This window comes from Chryseobacterium proteolyticum, assembly GCF_046591535.1.
Classification (GTDB): domain Bacteria; phylum Bacteroidota; class Bacteroidia; order Flavobacteriales; family Weeksellaceae; genus Chryseobacterium; species Chryseobacterium proteolyticum.
In genome coordinates this window covers 746,546-765,643 of record NZ_JBJLWK010000002.1, presented here as the reverse complement: position 1 = coordinate 765,643, position 19,098 = coordinate 746,546, and the positions used below count along the sequence as shown (strand labels likewise).

Below are 19,098 nucleotides of genomic sequence, written 5' to 3'. Positions count from 1 at the left end.
TATCCAAAAATACGATATTCCTAAGAAAGTGGTGATTTTTCGTTATCTTCGTCATAATGAAAACATTGCGACTACTTTTACTTTCTTTAGGGGGATGGGTGTTCGGACAGAACATCCAGAGCATTCAGCTTTTTAATCCCCAAACCAATGATGAAACTCCTGTGATCAATTTTAATCAGACATTGGTTCTTAGTTTTGATGATCTTACAAATGCCAGTGAGATCTACAGGTATACCATAAAACACTATGACCGCAACTGGAATGATGATAATCTTTTCTTTACGGAAATTGCTAATGGAAGTCTTAATGGCTTATTGGATAAATTTGAATATTCATTCAATACGCTTCAGGCTTATACTCACTATAAACTCGTGTTTCCTAATGATAAAATACAACCGAAGATCTCCGGAAATTTTGAACTGATTGTGTACAAAGATTCTGCGGATAAACCTCTTTTTAAAAGAAGATTTTATTTGGTTGAAGACAATGTTTCTCTGGCCTTAAATGTATCGAGGATCACTGATAAAAACCCGAACATCAATCAAAGGGTAGAGGTGCAGGCGTTAGCAAAAGGAAATGATCTGTCGTCAAATGTAAATTCAATGACATTGAATGTCATGCAGAATAACAATCCCAATGTGGCTGTTAATAATCTGAAGCCCAGTTCCACTCTTGGGAATAAATTACTTTTCCAACAGATGAGCCTCACGTTCCCCGGAAATAATGAGTTTTATTATTTTGATAATAAAAACATGAATATGGCTGCTGATATGGTTCGAGCTACGGAAGTAAAAGACGGAGTGAATCAAACATACCTACATCCGGTGTGGGCTTTTCCTTTGAATTACCAATACCAGCCTGATGTAAACGGAGCTTATTACTTCAGGAGAAATGACCTGGGGCTTGAAAGAAATGCAGAAAGGGAAGCGGATTATTCATGGGTATATTTCTCTTTGGACTCAGATCCTGTAGACAAGGAAATTTATGTATTGGGAGGTTTCAATAATTTTATGCCTAGCAAACTGAATCAAATGCAATATGATGCTGCGGCTAAGAAATATGTGGCGAAGATCTTTCTTAAACAAGGCTTCTATAACTACATTCTCGCAACAAAAGAGAGTAATGGAACCTTAAATTTTGGTGAAATCAACGGAAACTTCTGGCAAACAGAGAATCTATATCAGGCATTTCTATATTATGCTCCTTTTGGAAGAAATTATGATGGTCTGATGGGATATGGAGAGTTCAGAACCCCAATCGGAAAATAATTTATATTAAAAATTAATCAAATAGCATATAATACCTCTACGGTTAAAAAATTGGCCATCTCATTTGAGATGGCTTTTTTTTTTTTTAAAACCATTTGTAGATAAGGATTTTTAAGAAATTTCACTAATATTTTACTAAACAATTAATATGCATAGCATAACGAAAAAATATTTCACTTGTGCATGATTTTTAACTTAATTTATTAATAAAAAAGAAGTTATGATTTGAAATAATAATTAATTAATTTTTTTTTATTGAAAAAACACATTGTATTTTATTTATGGATTTACCATATAAATTGATTTTTTTTCAATGGTTTATTTTTTTTATTGTAAAAAGTCTATAAATTCGCTAGACCATTTAATAAATATTTTTATGAAAACAAAATTTATCTTAGTGGCAAGTATTGCCGCTTGCTCTTTCGTATTTGGGCAGGACAAACCGTCAAAACTGATTTCCGGTAAAAACGGGTTACACGCAGAGTTTTTAAGATTTGATAAAAATGGGCCTTCTTTTCAGGGAAGTCCGGTTTTGTTTGATGAAGCTTCTCAAAGGTATATCCCCGCTGAAGCCAAAAAACTCAGCACAGAAAAGGACAGGTTGGGATTTGAAACCCATAGATTCCAACAAACTGTTAATAACATTCCTGTAGAATATGGAACAATAGCTGTTCAGACCAAGGGTGGAAAAATTGTAGGAGAATCTGGAAAATGGATTCTTAAAGTTCCTGAGAAGATTGAAAAAAGTACGAATATTTCCGAGGATATAGCATTGCAAAATGCATTATCATTTGTGGGAGCGGATTCGTACAAATGGCAGAATAAGGAGGAAGAGGATTTTATTAAAAAAGAATCCAATGATCCTAACGCAAGCTTTGCCCCAAAGGCAGAGTTGGTTTATTACTCAGATCCTACTGATGAAAAGCTTCGTGATTTGAAATTAGCCTATAAGTTTGATATTTATGCGGAAAAGCCATTGAGCAGACAGTATGTTTTTGTAGACGCTAAGAACGGGAAGATCCTGGGAACTGATGCAATAATTCATGATGTGAACGCTCCGGGAACTGCTACTACAGGGTATAGCGGAAACCGAAGTATTGTTGCAGATTCGTATAATGGAAGTTACAGATTGAGAGAAACCGGAAGAAATGCAGGGAGTGGTGCAGGGACTGCTGTAGAAACGTATAATTTAAAGAAAGGAACTAATTATTCTGCTGCTGTAGATTTTACGGATACTGATAACAATTGGAATAATGTAAATGCCAATAAAGACCAGTATGCTACTGATGCCCACTGGGGAGCAGAAGCAACTTTAGACTACTTGTACACAAAATTTAACAGAAAAAGTATTGACAACAATAATTTTGCTATAAAATCTTATGTTCACTATTCTACCAATTATACAAATGCATTTTGGGACGGATCCAGAATGACATATGGTGATGGCGCCTCTAATACCACTGGCGGATTGCCACTAACTGCTCTGGATGTTTGTGGGCACGAAATTACCCATGGAATGACTTCTAAAACTGCAAACCTTGCCTACCAAAGGGAGTCAGGTGCGTTAAATGAAGGTTTCTCAGATGTATTTGGAAATTCAATAGAATTATGGGCGAGACCTTCACAGGCAAGCTGGAAATTAGGAGAAGATTTTAATTATGTCATTAGAGATATGTCTAATCCTAATGCTTACCGTCAGCCTGATACGTATAAAGGAACGTATTGGAAAGATGCGAGCAGCTCTTGTACTCCTCAGGGAAATCCTAATTTACCTGGATATAACGACTATTGTGGAGTACATACCAATTCAGGAGTTCTTAACTTTTGGTATTATTTGTTAGTAACCGGTGGTTCAGGAACTAATGATAACGGTTTTGCATACAATGTTTCAGGAATAGGATTGGATAAAGCGGGAGCTATTGCTTACAGAACATTGACTTCTTATCTTACTTCTTCATCTACTTATGCCAATGCAAGAACTTCTTCATTACAAGCTGCAGCAGATCTTTATGGTACAGGTAGTAATGAAGTTACTCAGGTAACCAATGCCTGGAATGCCGTAGGAGTTGGAGGTGGTACTTCCTCTGCAGGACGTGCTGTTGCTGAGCCAAATACTTCGCTATACACGATTAGTCCAAATCCGGCGACTGATAAATTTACAGTAATATTTGAAGGTAAAGCAGGAAAAGGAGTTGTTGAGGTAGTAAGCTTAACAGGTAAGAAAGAAATTTCTGAAAAAGTAGAGCTTACAGACGGGGTTAATAAACTTGGTTTACAGATTCCATCTACAATGCTTCCTGGAGTATATGTTGTAGTGGTTAATGGCCAGAAAGCTGGGAATTTAATCAAAAAATAATCTTAATATATTTAATTACAGAAAGGACATAAGAATTTCTTATGTCCTTTCTTTTATTGTATTGATCTGAATTTTATACGAAATAGAACTCATTCAGTTTTTCTTCACATAGCGTTTTTACCACTTCAATCCATCGATCTTCATCATTTAAACACGGTATATAATGGAAGTTTTCTCCACCGCCATGTAAAAACTGTTCTTTGCCTTCTACTGAAATTTCTTCCAGGGTTTCAAGACAATCTGAAACGAATGCCGGGCAAACAATAGCCAGATTTTTGACTCCTTTTTTAGGGATTGTTTCTAACGTTTCATCGGTATAAGGTTCTATCCACTTATCCTTTCCCAGTCTGGACTGAAATGAAACAATGGTTTTTTCTTTGGGTAATCCCATTTTTGCAATAACAGTTTCAGTGGTCTTATAGCACTGATGTCTGTAGCAACGGGCATTATGGGCTTCTATTGTACTGTTAATGCAGTTGGAATCATCGATCTTACACGTGTGGGAAGGGTCTGTTTTATAGATATGTCTTTCCGGAACTCCATGATATGAAAACTGCAAGGCATCGAAATTTTCAGGAAGTTTTTCCTTGATACTTTCTGCTAGGCAGTTGATATAAATATCTCTATCGTAAAAAGGCTGGATATAATTGATTTTTACAGTCGGGAAAGTTTTCTTTCTTACTTCTTCTGCCTTTTCAATCACCGTTTCCGTCGTACTCATAGCATATTGGGGATACAATGGGAAAAGAACAATTTCGGAAACTCCCTGATCAACCAGTTTTTGAATCCCGGCTTCGATACTCGGCTGTGCATATCGCATTCCGATTTCCACAGGAACGTCAACCAACTTCTGTAACTTCTTCTGAATCTTCTCAGTAATCACTATCAATGGTGAACCTTCATCTGTCCATACGGTTTTGTAAGCTTCAGCAGATTTGGCCGGTCTTGTATTGAGTATAATACCACGCACAAGGAGAGCTCTGAAAATCCAGCGATAATCTATAACCCTTTCGTCCATTAAAAACTCATCAAGATATTCCTTTACATCGTTTACAGCTGTAGATTTGGGAGAACCAAGATTTACAAGTAAAATTCCTTTTTTAGCCAATTTTTTTATTTTAATTATGAAAAATAGAGTTTTCGAAACTGATCATCAATTTTGATATCATCGCAAAGGTATTATTTTCAATGTTACCATTTTCATCAAATTTACCTTTGATCCCTTTTATAAGGAGTTGATGATCACTCTCCGTTGCAGCACCGAGTGTTCTTAAAATCAGTAAAAGTTCTTCATGCGCTTTTTCTCCCTGAGCCGAAGCTGTAATAACAGCCACAGGTTTTTCAGAAAAGATCGTAGTGGATACACACCATTCCAGAAGGTTTTTTAATCTGCTTGGAATGCTGAAAATATATTCCGGTGTAGAAAATAATACACCTGCAGAACCTTTAATATCTTCTCTGATCTTTAAAATTTCTACAGGTGTATTATGATCCGTTTGTTGCGTGTCAAAATGAGGAAAAATGGAAAGATCGTCGTAAATCTCGAAATCAATGCTGCTCGTTTTAATGGCGTGCTGTATAAGTTTCCAATTACTTGAGTTCTTTGTGGCACTACCAATGATTACTACGATTTTCTTTCCTCCAGACATCAATTATCCATTACAGCTTCCACTCTTTCTACCAAATCAGGAACGAATTGCTTTAAAATATTTTCGATCCCGTTTTTTAGGGTAGCCGTAGAACTTGGACATCCTGAACATGCACCCTGTAACAGCATTTTCGCTGTTTTGTTGGCTTCGTCATATTCCATTAATGAAATTTTCCCGCCATCATTTTCCACTGCCGGTGCAACGTATTCATTTAATATATCAGAGATTTTCTGTTCATCATCCGTATAATCCCTGTTGATGATTTTTTCTACCGGATTCTCGTGCTTCTGAGGTTCAAGGTTTGAAATCTCACCCCCGTTCTGAAGATATTCAGCAATAAGCCCGCGTACAGCCATCATAACCTGATGCCATTCTACAGAATCGTTTCTTGTTACTGCAACGAAATTATCAGAGATAAATACTTCTTTGGCAAAATCAAATTCTTTAAAGATAGCCTGAGCTAAAGGAACTCCATCAGCTTCAGTTCTTGATTTAACCTCTACAAAACCATCCAGTAATAATTTGCTGGAAACAAATTTCATCACATTAGGATTAGGAGTCATCTCTGCATAGATCTGATACATTTCCTTTTTCTTCTGAAGGTAAACCCTTGGGTTAGCAAGCAATTCATCTTCAATTACATTTTTCAGACTTTCAGCAACATGCTCCCATTCTACAGTATCTTGTTTTGCAACAGCCACAAAATTAGCGGTAATGAAAATTCTCTCTACAAAAGGGTAGTTGAAAAGTTCCTGAGCAATAGGAATTTCTGAAATATCTGAACTTCTGTCCAATTCAAGAGACCCGGGAATCAAATTGTAATCAGCAACAAATTTCATCACTTTTGGGTTTTCTGTTGGCTCTATAAGTATCTTACGCATTTTTTCGTTAAATTTGAGATACAAAAATACGCAATTAGAAATTAGGAGGGAGAAGGAAGAAGTTAGATTTTTGCTATCACTGTAATTTAAAAATAGTGATTGCTTCACCTGATTTCAGAAGTTACTCATTTTCAAAATATCAAATTAACAATATGGCACTTATAAAAGAACTTTTAGGCAAAGCACCACAAATAGGGGAAAATACTTTTCTGGCAGAAACGGCGACTATCATTGGAGATGTTACTATGGGAAAAGAATGCAGCGTATGGTATAATGCAGTAATACGGGGAGATGTTAACTACATAAAAATGGGGGATAAGGTAAATGTCCAGGATAACGTCATGCTACACTGTACATATGAAAAATATCCACTGGTTATAGGGAATAACGTTTCTATAGGGCATAACGCCATTGTGCACGGATGTACGGTTCAGGATAACGTTCTGATCGGAATGGGAGCAATTGTGATGGATGACTGCCTTGTGGAAGAAAATTCAATAATTGGTGCTGGATCGGTTGTTACTCAGGGAACGCATATTAAATCCGGAGAAGTATGGGGAGGCGTACCGGCCAGGAAAATAAAAGATATTTCCTCCCAGTTGCTTGAAGGAGAGGTTAACAGGATTGCTGATAATTATGTGAAGTATTCTTCATGGTATAAGGGATAAGATTAAAAATATGATATAAAAAAAATGCTCTGTCATCTGACAGAGCATTTTTTTATCCTTAGTAAAAACTCCTGTTCGTGTATATAAAAATATTGTTTTATTGTCCTTCAAATATGAGCTCGGCTTTTCCATTCTTGCATTTTATGCCCTTGGGTTCAGCAATTACAGAACAATCCGAAGTAATACCATATTTGGTATTAAACTCTGCTTCTTTTTTATTGTAGCCTTCTATTAAAGGTAAAATCTGCTCTTCTGAAACCTTAGGATAAGCAATATAAAATTTAGGACCACCACAAGCTTTTGCTCCCATCGGTGCTATTTTCCAGTCATCAGGATTACTGCATTTTTCCTTGGCAATTTCTGATTCTACTACTGCTTTTGCTTTTTCCAATTGAACTTCATCATATTTCTTGCTGTTTTCATCAGCGGGTCTTTCTGAAATATCTTTAGGTAAATTATCTGTCATATTTTTTGTGCCACAAGAAGCCAAAGCCATTGCTATACATACTGATATCACAGAAATCTTAGCGGGTACTTTTCCCATATTAGTTTTTATCTTTAAAAAACGAACTCAAAAGTTATGCCACAAGAGCGATTTCAAATTCATTTTCCGTAATTTTGAAGACGATGAACAATCATTTTTTTGACATAATAGAGCACACCAACAGAAGTGTTTTCCTCACCGGAAAAGCAGGAACAGGTAAAACAACTTTTCTGAATGATTTTGTAAAAAGGACCAAGAAAAAGCACATTGTGATAGCACCTACAGGGATTGCTGCCATTAATGCAGGTGGAGTTACCATTCATTCCATGTTTGGGCTGCCATTACGAACATTTTTACCTACCACAGAAAGAATCGATGGAAGTTTAGCAAATAATATTGCTGATCTGATGCCTCATTTTAAGTACCGTAAGGATAAACTTAAGCTTTTAAGGGAAATAGAAATTATCATCATCGATGAGGTTTCGATGCTTAGAGCTGATGTCCTGGACATGATGGACTTTTCTCTAAGATTTGTCAGAAGAAACAATCAAAGATTCGGAGGGGTTCAGATGCTGTTCATTGGAGACTTGTATCAGCTGCCGCCGGTGGTAAGAGATGAACATATCCTGAAGATGTATTATCAGTCTCCTTTCTTTTTCGATAGCCTTGCAATCAAGGAAATTCCTTTGATTACTATTGAATTGACAAAAGTCTACCGTCAGTCCGATCAGGAATTCCTGGAAATCCTGAATGCTATCCGGGATGCGATATCGCCAATATTGATTTTGAACATCTTAATGAGAGGTATGACCCCGATTTCGAAACGGGACAGGATTCATATGTTTATTTGTGTTCTCACAATAAAATGGCAGATGAGATCAATCAGAAAAAACTCGCAGAAATAAAAGTTGATCCCAGCACTTATGAAGCGAAACTCTTTGGGGAATTTAAAGAAAACCAGTTTCCGAATGATCAGTTTCTGGAGCTGAAGATGGGAGCTCAGATTATGTTTATCAGAAATGATATTTCTCCTGAGAAGAAATATTTTAATGGAAAGCTCGGGGAAATTGTGGGACTGGATGAAAATGAGATTCGTGTAGCTTTAGAAGGAAGTGAAAGAGAAATCGTTGTCAAAAGAGAAGTATGGGAACAGAAGAAATATTTCCTGGATACTGATAAAAATATTAAAGAGGAGGTTTTAGGAAGCTTTGAGCAATTTCCTATAAAACTGGCATGGGCGGTTACCATTCACAAAAGCCAGGGATTAACCTTTGATAAGGTAATTATTGATGCCGGGAAAAGTTTTACGGCAGGTCAGGTGTATGTTGCATTATCACGATGCAGGACGTTGGAGGGGATTGTTTTAAAATCAAAAATTACTCCTGAAGTCATATTTAAAGATACGAGGATACTTCAATTCCAGGGCGACACTTTTGCTAATGATCATGTAGAAGATATTTTAAATAGAGAAAAATACGATTACAGTATTAAAAAAGTGCTTCGTACAATTGATAGTTTATGGTTTCTGAAAGAAGTTGAAGAATGGAATAAGCTGTCTGTCACTACAAAAAATATTGATCATGTAAAAACCAACCAGCTCTATCTTCAGCTAAAGGATGAAATCGTTCAGCTTGGAAAGATTTTTGGAAAACTGGAAAGGGTATTAACTCAAAAAATAGAGCTTCTTCTTGATAAGAAAGAGGAATGGTCTGAAATTGAAAATAAGGCAAAAGGGGCTGTTAATTTCTTTTTTATCGAGATACGCGACAAGGTTTTTAATCCTTTGAAAGATTTTTATGCTGAAATAAAAGGAGCAAAAGGGCTTAAGCAATATAACGAAGAATTTAAAGACTGGCTGGAAGATATTGAAGAATACCTGAATAGCCTGAAAGATATTCATTTGCTGGATACTAAACTTCTGGATGAGAAAAACAACCAGGAGGTCAGCCTGAAAATTGCCAAAGTTCCATCTCAGGTGCTTACCTTTCAACTATTTGAGCAAGGAAAAACAATTGGTGAAATCTCACTGGAAAGAGGGCTTGTAAAAGAAACCGTTATCGGGCACCTGGCGAAATTTGCAGAACAGGGTTTACTGGATATCTCCAGAGTCATTACTTCAGATAAGATTAAAGCTTTTGAAAAAGAATTTTACCAGAAACCGCACGAGACATTGACGGAATGGAAGAATGCTTTGCCGAATGATTTTGAATTTAATGAGATAAGAATTCTTATCAACCACTATAATTACAAAAAGGAAAAGAATTCCTAAGAATTCTTTTCCTGTCTATAGCATATTGAAAATTAAGGATACATTGCATTGATCGTATTGATGTCTCCTGTCGTAAAGCCTGTCCTGTTGTAGGTGAAATTGGTATTATCCGCTTTTTTAATGGTAGGTAATCCGTTTTTAGAATACGAGGTTGGCCAGTACATCATCACTGAATTAATATTGAAAGGCCCGATATCTGTTCCCGAATTATAAATATTGAAATTGTAAGCCTGTCCGCTTTGGATATTATCCCATTGGATGCTTACATATTGATCCCGGTCTTTACGGCAGTGCTCATGATAAAGCCCTACAGTATGTCCCATTTCATGGATCACTGATGCCGTAGAAATATTCTGATCCAATGAGATGTTTTGTTTACCTCCCTGGTATCCGATATGGGCCCACCCGTCATATCCGGAAGAGCTTCCGAAAATAAATTCTACATAATTGGATTGATTGGTACGGGGAATCCATTGGGTATTGGTTTTTGTATTATACTCATTGACCGCAGAAGTAATCTTATTTGCATTAATAGACCCCATATTGCTGGCTACGGTATAATAAATTTTGCCATTCGGCCACCTTGACAAAGTTGCTCCACCTTTATTTGCAGAATTATCTTCCGCTAATTGTTTATCGGATAACACGATGTCTCCCTGGAAAAAATTCATTCCATTCTTTCTCTCGTAGGTAATAACCTGTCCTCCTAATTTGCCCTGTTTAATATTAGCTGAATTGAAAGCATCAGTTTGTGCTTCCGTCATCATTTCTTCATTGTTTTTACTGCATGATGTAAGAATCAAGGCAACAATCAGGCTGATCGATAGATTTCTTTTGGTTAACATTCTGCTTAAGAATGTTTTTTCAAATCGTTTTTTCATAATAATATTTTTTGTGGTATTAAACTATGATCCAATATGATAGGATCACATACAAATTTAATATTTTATTTCTCTTATATATGATTTATTTGTATGGATGCAGTATAAATTTTACTTATTGTTGATTTTTTTGATGCTACAGACTTTTAAAAAGGGGATTTGGAAAAGTATTTTTCGATCTCATTTCTAGAAAATCCATAAGAGGTCCGGATAAGGATTTTTTAATAGTTTTTGCCTGAAATAGGTCATCAGACTTATCAATTACAAAAAGTAACTGATGCAGTTTTTATGTGGTAAATTTGTATGTTTTTAAATCTCAATTTTATAATTACGAAATTGGCAAAGGAGGTTTCAGATCTTCTTTAGAAAATAATGATCATCTATGAAAAATTTTGAAATATCTGTTTTGGATCTTGCTCCGGTAAAGCAGGGAAAAAGCATCCACGATACCTTTCAGGACAGTCTGTCCCTGGCAAATTATGCTGAAAATATCAATTATAAAAGATTTTGGCTGGCAGAACACCATAATATGGCAAGCATAGCCAGTTCGGCTACCTCTGTTCTTATTGGTTTTATTGCAAATGGAACCCAAAAAATAAGAGTAGGGTCGGGAGGGGTTATGCTTCCCAATCACAGTTCACTGGTCATCGCCGAACAATTCGGGACACTTGAGTCTTTATTCCCAGGCAGAATTGATCTTGGGCTTGGAAGGGCTCCCGGAACGGATGGCATTACCGCCCAGGCACTGGGAAGGAATCCTGCAATTATCAACGAACAATTTCCCAGACAGATTCTGGAACTGCAAAGATATTTTTCCAAAGAAAATTCCAACTCTTTAGTTCGTGCGATTCCTGGTGAGGGACTGGATATTCCATTGTATATCCTGGGTTCGAGTACTGACAGTGCGTGGCTTGCAGCAGAATTGGGCCTTCCATATGCTTTTGCGGGACATTTTGCCCCTGAACAGATGGAAATGGCTTTCAGTATTTACAGAGAACATTTTGAGCCATCCAAACAGCTTGACAAGCCTTATATTATAGCCTGTGTGAATGGAACTGCCGCAGAAACTTCAGAAGAGGCTCATCAGCTTTCTACCACATTATTTCAGGCATTTCTTAATATTATCAGAAATGATAGAAAGCCATTTGCTCCACCTGTGGCGGATATGGATGATATATGGTCGCCTATGGAAAAATCGGCTGTGCTACAGAAATTGAGATACAGTTTTATCGGGGATCAATCTGAAATTGAAAAAAAATTAAAAGACTTCCAGGAAAAATTCAATGTAGACGAGCTTATCATCAATTCTCATATTTATGATCATCAGAAAAGACTTGATTCTTACGGGATTTTCAGAAAAGCTATGGACTCTTTAATCATAAAATAACAAACCATTTATATTAATTGGCGATGCCTTTTTTTATGAGTATCTTTGCAAAAATTTAAAGTAAAAATGTCTGATATTAAATTAAATACTATTCCTGAGGCTATTGAAGACCTTAAAAATGGTAAAATAATCATAGTAGTGGATGATGAGAACAGAGAAAATGAAGGAGATTTTCTTTGTGCTGCAGAACTTACAACTCCTGAACTGATCAACTTTATGGCAGTGCATGGGAGAGGACTTATCTGTATGCCTCTTCCTGAAAAAAGATGTGATGAACTAGGTCTTGACATCATGGTGAGCAGAAGCAGTGATCCTAAAGAAACAGCTTTTACGGTTTCCGTAGACCTTTTGGGAAATGGTACGTCAACCGGAATTTCAGCAGGTGACAGAGCTAAAACCATTCTTGCTTTAATGGACGAAAAATCCAAACCTACTGACTTTATGAGACCGGGACATATCTTTCCGCTTCGTGCAAAGAAAGGGGGAGTACTAAAAAGAGCCGGACATACTGAAGCGGCTATTGACCTTACACATTTGGCAGGTTTAAAAGAAGGTGGAGTAATCTGTGAAATTATGAATGAAGATGGCACGATGTCCCGTCTTCCCGACTTGTACGCATTTGCTCAGAAGCATGATATGAAGATTGTATCAATTGAGGATCTTATTCACTATCAGCTTAAAAAAGGAAATTTAGTTGACAGAATAGAAGAAAGAAAAGTGAAAACCCATTATGGGGAATTCGATTTTTATGCATTCAGGGAAACCTCTAATGAGCAGATTCATTTTGTACTGACCAAAGGTGCATGGACTATAGATGAACCGGTATTGGTAAGAGTACAGTCTTCTGATTCTTATTTTGATGTTTTAACAAGACTGAATAATGGGGAAACTCCGTTATTGGAGAAAGTAACCAAAATGATCAATGAAGAAGGGAAAGGAGTTATTATTTTCATTAATAATGTTTCCAATTCTGAAAACACATTGAAAAAATTACAGCAGTTCCTAGATTATCAGGATGGTCAGCAGCAACATCCGACATTAGCCTATAATTACAGGGACTACGGTATCGGAACACAGATTCTGAAAAACCTGGGAATTAATAAATTCAAAGTACTTACCCAGAATCCTGATGTAAAACCACAGGTAGGAGGATATGATGTGGAAGTTACTGAGATGGTGAAATTATAGAAATATGTACGACATTTCAATATAAAAAATGGCTTGAGTAATCAAGCCATTTTTATTTCGTCAAAATTTCTGAAACCATTCAGGAAATCTTTGATATTCATTCTTTTTTTACCTTCCAGTTGGAGTTCTAATGGCTCATAAATTCCGTCCTGGGTATAAATTTTAAAAGTATTTTTGGATATCTCCAGTGTTCCGGGAGTTTCATTATGATGGGAAACCTCAAATTTTCCTCCAAAAATCTTTAATCCTTTATCTTCTTCTCCAATCTTCAGGGTCGTAAAAGCAGCAGGATACGGGGACATTCCAAGAATAAACTGATGGATGACTTTAGACGGAGCATTCCAGTTGATTTTAGTGTCTTCTTTAAAAATTTTAAAGGCATTTTTAGGATGCTCAACCTGTGGTTGAGGTATTTCCTTAATAGAGTTTTCAGCAAGGCCATCCAAAGTACGTACAACAAGCTTTGATCCTATTTGCATTAATCTGTCGTGAAGACTTCCGGCGTTCTCATCCGGCAGCAACTGTAATTCTTCCTGAAGAAGGATATTTCCTTCGTCTATTTTTTCATTGATAAAGAAAGTAGTTACCCCTGTCTTTTGTTCACCATTAATTACAGCATAATTAATAGGGGCCGCACCTCTGTAATCGGGAAGGAGGGAAGCGTGAAGATTGAATGTCCCTATTCTTGGCATTTCAAAAAGAACTTTGGGCATCATTCTAAAAGCAACAACCACAAATACATCAGCATTCAGATCTTTGATTTGTTGTAAGAATTCAGGATTTCTTAATTTTTCCGGCTGGAAAACAACAAGGTTATGTTCTTCAGCATATATTTTTACAGGAGACTGATGGATTTTCTGGCCCCGTCCGCTCGCTTTATCGGCAACTGTTACAACACCAACTACTTCATGATGAGATTGGTGAATAGCTTCTAAAGCAGTTTTAGCAAATTCGGGAGTACCTAGAAAAACGACTTTTAATGATTTCATACTGCAAAGATAAGTTTTTAGTTGAAGTTGAATGATGGGAATTTAGAAGTTAGAGGTTAGAGGTTAGAGGTTAGAGGTTAGAGGTTAGAGGTTAGAGGTTGCTAATTGAAAACTCATTAGAAATATTAATTTTTATCATTAATACATGAATACATTAATACATGAATACATGAATACATAACTACATTTTTCAACTAAGCCAAAGCATACGTCCTGAAATTCAACATTTTTACTTTTCCGGAGTCCAATAGAAAAATCAGGTTTTCTAAGATGTTCTCTTTGGAATGATAACTAAGCTGGATGGAAAGCTCTTCAATAGTGGCCGGTCTCTTAGCCAATAATGTTATCAGCTGAGTCGATATATTCTTTCCAAAGATGGTTTGTTTATTCTTTTCGCAAATAGAACATTGCCCACAGGTTTTTGAATTTTTCTCTCCAAAATAGGACAAGATAAGCTTCATTTTGCAATAATCTTTGTTTTCTACATAAAACTTCATCTCTTCCCATTTTTGGATTTTATTTCTTTGAATATGTTCAAAAAGCTTCCAGTAGGCGCCATTGATGGTTCTTTCATCCCGGGGTTTTAAAAACTTAATACTGGATAGGGCTCCGTCTACATATTCGAGATAATTTTTTTGCTGGAGTTCTTTAAGACGTTCCTTTATTAAAGGAATTGCAATTCCAATTTTGTTGCTTACATTTTGTTCACTGAACATTACTTTATGAGTTGTTATTCCTGATACAGTACGAAGCATAAGCTCGATAAAGTAAGCATCTTTTTTAGGAAGCTGATCTATTTCATCAGCCTGTATCAGCAACTCAAGTGAAGATAAACTTTTGTTGTCGTTGTGATAGATAATTTCCTGGTTATGAAGAAAGTTCAGAACGTTTTTAATCTTGGCAACAGATAATTTTGTAAAATTCTGAATACCATTCATGTTCAATTGAAATACTTTTTCAGGAAGTTCATATTCGGCAACCTGAAAAACTGAGTAAAGGTAACTGATGATCTTCAGAAACTCTGCTTTGTTAGGAATCTGATTTTTTAATATCTGTTCAAAATTTACAATTTCCTGTTGGTTCCATAATAAATATGCAAAACTATCCTGCCCGTCTCTTCCTGCCCGTCCTATTTCCTGATAGTAATTTTCAAGCGATGGAGAAGGGGAGTAATGAATTACAAACCGGACATTATCCTTATCGATTCCCATACCAAAGGCATTAGTTGAGATCAGAACATAATCATTACGGGTGTTCCATAAATGTTGTTTAGCATTTTTTTCTTTTGTGGATAATCCTGCGTGAAAGTAATCTACATTTTTCAGCTGATTCCTGTGCAGAAATTCCGTAAGCAGTTCAGCTTCTTTTCGGGTACGGACATATATAATTCCTGAGTCATTATTGTATTGTAAAATATCATAAATCCGCTGGTATTTATCGGACACTTCTTCAGTAAAGATCCGTATATTTTCTCTTTTAAAGCTTTTCTGAAAAACTACAGGATTGATCAATCCCAGCTTTATCTTTATTTCTTCTAAAACTTTTGGGGTAGCAGTAGCAGTTAAAGCAAGGCATGGGATATCGGGATTATTTTTTCTGAATTCCTTAATATTCTGATAGCTTGGACGGAAATCCTGTCCCCATTCCGAAATACAGTGTGCTTCATCTACAGCAATAAACGAAAGCTGTATTTCTTCCATATTCTGGATAAACTGTCTGTTCGTTAATCTTTCCGGTGAAACATAAAGCAGCTTGGTTAATCCGTCTTTGCATCGGTTAAAAATAACTTCTGCATCATAGTCATCAAGTTCCGAAGACAGATATTCCGCTTCAATTCCTCTGAATTTAAGCTGATTTACCTGATCCTTCATCAGGGCAAGCAAGGGAGAGATCACAAGGCATACACCTTCCCGGAACAAAGCCGGAAGCTGATAGCATAGTGATTTTCCGGCTCCTGTAGGAAGTAAAACCAGTGTATCTTTTTCGTTAATAATAGAATTAATAATTTCTTCCTGAGAATCTCTGAAACTATCGTATCCCCAGAAATATTTAAGGGTCTTATATTTTAACTGGTCAAAATCGCTTGAAGAAATCATGGCATAAAAATAAGGAAAGTATCACAACAAAAAAAAGTCACGCAATGCGTGACTTTTGTATAATGAATAAATAGTTTATTATTTAGCCTCGAAGTAAACTCTTCTGTTTGCTCTGTTTTTCCATTCAGGGCATTTAGTAGCTGGTTCACATTCAGGATATTTAAGGTCTTTTTCACCTTTACCGATAGCATTTAACTTACCTGTCTGAACACCATTTTTGATTAAGTAATTCTTAACGTTATTTGCTCTTCTTTCAGATAATTTTTTGTTGTAAGCATCAGTTCCTCTTGTATCTGTTGCTCCAATTACGTTATAAGAACCAGTTGATTGATTGATATAAGTAACTGCATTGTTAAGGATTGGTGTATTTGAAGGTAAGATTCTGTCAGAATTTAAATCGAATTCAATTCCTTCAAGAGTTCTTTCTTCTTCTTTTACAGGTCCTGTAGTTGCTGTAGGACAACCGTTGTTTTCAACAGGTCCAGGAACAGTAACACACTTATCGTAAAGATCGATTACACCATCAAGGTCTGTGTCAAGGGCAACACCTGCACCGTCCACTCTTGCACCGGCAGGAGTATCAAGCTGTCTGTCCCAATCGTCGCAAACTCCGTCATTATCAGCATCTCCTTTTTTACAAACTTCGATATCCTGGTTTTTGTTAGCCAAAACATCTAATTTATAATAGATTTCCTGTAATGGGTCATGCCACATTAAATGAGACTCGTGTTTTCCTAATTTTAAAGAAACCCCTAAAGTAGCATTGAAGAAATTATCAGACGTTCCTTCTTCTCTTTGGTTGATTGCACTGTATGGTGCACCTCCACCGTCGAAAGAATCATCACCTGTAACTACATACATTACTCTACCTTCGATGTCTAAGCTTCTGTTTACTTTGAATTTAAGACCTGCTCCGGCTTGTCCAAACAGAGAGTTGAATTTAAAAGGTTTAACTTCTGTCATTAGCTTTTGCCCAGAAGGATCTTTTAAATAAGCTCTATATGCTAGAGTACCGATACCTGCATACCCGTGAAGCGCCCATCTGTAAGTTGAGTGATTATCAACTCTTCTTAATAAATTAGAGAAGTTAACATCCCCCAAGATTGAGATCGCATCGTATTGAGTTCTTGCACCAATTCTGTCTCTTACAGCTAAATCAGTAGGAGCTGAATTTTTTGTGTTGAAGAATCCTTGTCTGGTCTCTCCTCTATCGTATTGTAAGTTAATACCAAAAGCATGAGTAATAGCTTTATCGATACTTACATATGCAGAATATCCGAAAAGATTTTTACCATTACCATTTTTGATAGATGTTAAATCCGCTGATTGCATTAATGGTACCCCGGCACCAAATGAAATCGCCCAGTCGTTGAATCTTTTAGACTTCTGTGTAAAAGGGGATACATTGGCAGAACCCGAAGAAAATGTATTAGGATATTCTCCTTTTGAAACTGCCGTTGAGTCTTGAGCAAAAGAAGCTGTTGGAACAGCTAATGCTAATGCTACAATTGCTAAACTTAATTTCATAGTGTATTTTTTTTTATTTAGTTAATTAAATGATTTCTTTAGTCGTTGTGATTACTTTCCTGTCGGACAACCGTTGTTTTCAGCAGGTCCCGGAACTGTAACACATTTATCATACAAATCAATAACGCCATCAAGGTCCATGTCTAATGCAACACCAGCACCATCTACTCTTGCACCGGCAGGAGTATTAAGTTCTCTGTCCCAATCGTCACAAACTCCGTCGTTATCGTTGTCTCCTTTTTCACAAACTACAAGATCAGTTGTCGCTTTTTCTAGCTCTTCTGTTCTGTAATAAGCTTCCTGTAAAGGATCATGCCATGCCAGATGCGACATATGTTTTCCTAATTTAAAGGATACCCCTAAGTTTACGGTCCACATATTATCAGATCTTGATTTGTTGATCATGTTGTACTTAGATACTTTAGATGCAGGATCATAATCAGCAGGTCCGGCATTACCTCCACCGTCGAACTCGTCATCACCACTGATGATATACATTGTTCTGGCTTCAATATCGATAAGTTTTGAAACGTTATATTTCACCCCAAACCCGAATTGGTAGAAAATAGAGTTGATGTCTATATCCTGTTTGATAAATAAAGGAACTCTTCTTGGAGCATTACTCCATCTGAATTCGTTGTTGTCATGCAGGGAAGTGTTATATCCCATAACACCAATTCCCCCATATCCATGGAAAGCCCATCTGTATGGAGAATGATTATCAACTCTTCTTAATAGATTTGAGAAATTTACATCCCCCAATAAAGCTATCTGATCGTATCTTGTGTTGGCTACACCCACTCCAGCAGCTACACCGGCAGCACCGGCTAATTTAGCTTTTTGATTCGTTTCTCCTCTCTGGTAGATAAGGCTTACCCCAAAAACGTGAGAGATCTGTTTGTCCAAACTGATATATGCATTGTATCCCCAATTGATCTTTCCATCATAAAATGAAGTAAGATCGGCATGTGGCATAAATGCAGCACCTCCACCGATTGATATAGACCAATCGTTAAATCTTCTTGCCTTATTATCAAAAGGCTGAACATTAGCGGAACCCGAGGAGAATGTATTAGGGTACTTGTCCGACGAATTTACTGTAGTACTGTCCTGAGCATAAGTAGCAATAGGCAGCGCGGCCAATAATAATAAACCTAATTTCATACAATATGTTTTATGTTTTGTTTGATAACATCATTTAATAATACTCTGGAAAATTCCCTTTCATAAAGATGTTTGGTATGAGGGATTTCCAACCTTTCTGATATAAATTTTAACTCATCATACTTAACAATATCAATATCAATAATGCGGTCTTTATAACCTCCAGAGGATTTTGAATCGCTAGTTCTTCCCATTTCAAATTCAATACTTTTAACAAAATCAAGCAGTTGAATAGGCGAAAGATGTGTGCGTATTATTGTTGCAATATTACAAAAAATATTAGAACTAACA

Annotated in this window: 15 protein-coding genes and 1 pseudogene; 6 read left to right on the top strand and 10 right to left on the bottom strand. The window is 36.4% G+C overall.

Going from position 1 to position 19,098, the window contains the following annotated elements:
• Positions 1–56 precede the first annotated feature (56 nt).
• Both ACJ5H0_RS09540 and ACJ5H0_RS09535 read left to right on the top strand, forming a co-directional pair.
• The gene (locus ACJ5H0_RS09540; protein ID WP_273649320.1) at positions 57–1,268 is read left to right on the top strand and encodes a type IX secretion system plug protein; all 1,212 of its coding nucleotides are present in this window, start codon (positions 57–59) and stop codon (positions 1,266–1,268) included.
• A gap of 376 nt (positions 1,269–1,644) precedes the next feature.
• The gene (locus tag ACJ5H0_RS09535) at positions 1,645–3,624 is read left to right on the top strand and encodes a M4 family metallopeptidase (RefSeq protein WP_411249122.1); all 1,980 of its coding nucleotides are present in this window, start codon (positions 1,645–1,647) and stop codon (positions 3,622–3,624) included.
• Between the two features lie 73 nt (positions 3,625–3,697).
• Here ACJ5H0_RS09535 and hemH read toward each other — a convergent pair whose 3' ends face one another.
• From hemH to ACJ5H0_RS09520, 3 genes are read right to left on the bottom strand one after another with little or no spacing between them, the layout of a single operon-like run.
• Positions 3,698–4,732 carry a ferrochelatase gene (gene hemH, locus ACJ5H0_RS09530; protein ID WP_273649316.1) on the bottom strand — a complete coding sequence of 345 codons (1,035 nt, stop codon included), beginning with the start codon at positions 4,730–4,732 and terminating at the stop codon, positions 3,698–3,700.
• A 10-nt stretch (positions 4,733–4,742) separates the two neighbouring features.
• A complete protein-coding gene (locus ACJ5H0_RS09525) occupies positions 4,743–5,273 on the bottom strand; it encodes an NADPH-dependent FMN reductase (RefSeq protein ID WP_172280312.1) in 531 nt (176 codons plus the stop codon).
• Positions 5,273–6,154 (bottom strand): NifU family protein, encoded by an 882-nt coding sequence (locus tag ACJ5H0_RS09520; protein WP_411249121.1) that lies wholly within the window; start codon positions 6,152–6,154, stop codon positions 5,273–5,275. The genes ACJ5H0_RS09525 and ACJ5H0_RS09520 overlap by 1 nt, the downstream gene beginning before the upstream one ends.
• Positions 6,155–6,306: 152 nt before the next feature.
• Between ACJ5H0_RS09520 and ACJ5H0_RS09515 the strand changes: the two genes are divergently transcribed.
• A complete protein-coding gene (locus ACJ5H0_RS09515) occupies positions 6,307–6,822 on the top strand; it encodes a gamma carbonic anhydrase family protein (protein ID WP_273649313.1) in 516 nt (171 codons plus the stop codon).
• A 97-nt stretch (positions 6,823–6,919) separates the two neighbouring features.
• Here the strand turns inward: ACJ5H0_RS09515 and ACJ5H0_RS09510 are convergent, their stop codons facing one another.
• Positions 6,920–7,366 (bottom strand): hypothetical protein, encoded by a 447-nt coding sequence (locus tag ACJ5H0_RS09510; protein WP_411249119.1) that lies wholly within the window; start codon positions 7,364–7,366, stop codon positions 6,920–6,922.
• A gap of 83 nt (positions 7,367–7,449) precedes the next feature.
• On the opposite strand from ACJ5H0_RS09510, the pseudogene ACJ5H0_RS09505 reads away from it, so the two are divergent.
• Positions 7,450–9,575, top strand: a pseudogene (locus ACJ5H0_RS09505) (helix-turn-helix domain-containing protein).
• 32 nt (positions 9,576–9,607) lie between these two features.
• Here ACJ5H0_RS09505 and ACJ5H0_RS09500 read toward each other — a convergent pair.
• Positions 9,608–10,456: a M12 family metallopeptidase gene (locus ACJ5H0_RS09500; RefSeq protein ID WP_273649309.1), complete on the bottom strand. Its 849-nt coding sequence runs from the start codon at positions 10,454–10,456 to the stop codon at positions 9,608–9,610.
• 382 nt (positions 10,457–10,838) lie between these two features.
• On the opposite strand from ACJ5H0_RS09500, the gene ACJ5H0_RS09495 reads away from it, so the two are divergent.
• On the top strand, positions 10,839–11,843 hold the full coding sequence (locus ACJ5H0_RS09495; protein WP_411249117.1) for an LLM class flavin-dependent oxidoreductase: 1,005 nt from the start codon (positions 10,839–10,841) through the stop codon (positions 11,841–11,843).
• Positions 11,844–11,909: 66 nt separating this feature from the next.
• Positions 11,910–13,031: a 3,4-dihydroxy-2-butanone-4-phosphate synthase gene (gene ribB, locus ACJ5H0_RS09490; protein WP_172280297.1), complete on the top strand. Its 1,122-nt coding sequence runs from the start codon at positions 11,910–11,912 to the stop codon at positions 13,029–13,031.
• 41 nt (positions 13,032–13,072) lie between these two features.
• On the opposite strand, the gene fmt is transcribed toward ribB, so the two are convergent.
• From fmt to ACJ5H0_RS09465, 5 genes are all read right to left on the bottom strand, one after another.
• Entirely contained in the window at positions 13,073–14,020 is a 948-nt protein-coding gene (gene fmt / locus ACJ5H0_RS09485; protein ID WP_411249115.1) for a methionyl-tRNA formyltransferase, read from the bottom strand.
• Positions 14,021–14,214: 194 nt separating this feature from the next.
• Positions 14,215–16,116, bottom strand: a complete 1,902-nt coding sequence (locus tag ACJ5H0_RS09480) for a RecQ family ATP-dependent DNA helicase (RefSeq protein ID WP_411249112.1) — start codon at positions 16,114–16,116, stop codon at positions 14,215–14,217.
• Between the two features lie 78 nt (positions 16,117–16,194).
• Positions 16,195–17,643 carry an OmpA family protein gene (locus tag ACJ5H0_RS09475; RefSeq protein ID WP_172280292.1) on the bottom strand — a complete coding sequence of 483 codons (1,449 nt, stop codon included), beginning with the start codon at positions 17,641–17,643 and terminating at the stop codon, positions 16,195–16,197.
• 51 nt (positions 17,644–17,694) lie between these two features.
• Positions 17,695–18,807: an OmpA family protein gene (locus tag ACJ5H0_RS09470; protein ID WP_172280290.1), complete on the bottom strand. Its 1,113-nt coding sequence runs from the start codon at positions 18,805–18,807 to the stop codon at positions 17,695–17,697.
• Positions 18,804–19,064: a 2-amino-4-hydroxy-6-hydroxymethyldihydropteridine diphosphokinase gene (locus tag ACJ5H0_RS09465; RefSeq protein ID WP_411249511.1), complete on the bottom strand. Its 261-nt coding sequence runs from the start codon at positions 19,062–19,064 to the stop codon at positions 18,804–18,806. Before ACJ5H0_RS09465 ends, ACJ5H0_RS09470 begins: the two co-directional genes overlap by 4 nt.
• Between the last annotated feature and the right edge of the window lie 34 nt (positions 19,065–19,098).

Coding starts and splice junctions, on each gene's coding strand:
- ACJ5H0_RS09475 (WP_172280292.1), bottom strand. CDS start 17,643: ATGAAATTAAGTTTAGCAATTGTAGCATTAGCATTAGCTGTTCCAACA.
- ACJ5H0_RS09470 (WP_172280290.1), bottom strand. CDS start 18,807: ATGAAATTAGGTTTATTATTATTGGCCGCGCTGCCTATTGCTACTTAT.
- ACJ5H0_RS09525 (WP_172280312.1), bottom strand. CDS start 5,273: ATGTCTGGAGGAAAGAAAATCGTAGTAATCATTGGTAGTGCCACAAAG.
- ACJ5H0_RS09480 (WP_411249112.1), bottom strand. CDS start 16,116: ATGATTTCTTCAAGCGATTTTGACCAGTTAAAATATAAGACCCTTAAA.
- ACJ5H0_RS09540 (WP_273649320.1), top strand. CDS start 57: ATGAAAACATTGCGACTACTTTTACTTTCTTTAGGGGGATGGGTGTTC.
- ACJ5H0_RS09535 (WP_411249122.1), top strand. CDS start 1,645: ATGAAAACAAAATTTATCTTAGTGGCAAGTATTGCCGCTTGCTCTTTC.
- ACJ5H0_RS09515 (WP_273649313.1), top strand. CDS start 6,307: ATGGCACTTATAAAAGAACTTTTAGGCAAAGCACCACAAATAGGGGAA.
- ACJ5H0_RS09495 (WP_411249117.1), top strand. CDS start 10,839: ATGAAAAATTTTGAAATATCTGTTTTGGATCTTGCTCCGGTAAAGCAG.
- ribB (WP_172280297.1), top strand. CDS start 11,910: ATGTCTGATATTAAATTAAATACTATTCCTGAGGCTATTGAAGACCTT.
- ACJ5H0_RS09510 (WP_411249119.1), bottom strand. CDS start 7,366: ATGGGAAAAGTACCCGCTAAGATTTCTGTGATATCAGTATGTATAGCA.
- fmt (WP_411249115.1), bottom strand. CDS start 14,020: ATGAAATCATTAAAAGTCGTTTTTCTAGGTACTCCCGAATTTGCTAAA.
- ACJ5H0_RS09520 (WP_411249121.1), bottom strand. CDS start 6,154: ATGCGTAAGATACTTATAGAGCCAACAGAAAACCCAAAAGTGATGAAA.
- ACJ5H0_RS09500 (WP_273649309.1), bottom strand. CDS start 10,456: ATGAAAAAACGATTTGAAAAAACATTCTTAAGCAGAATGTTAACCAAA.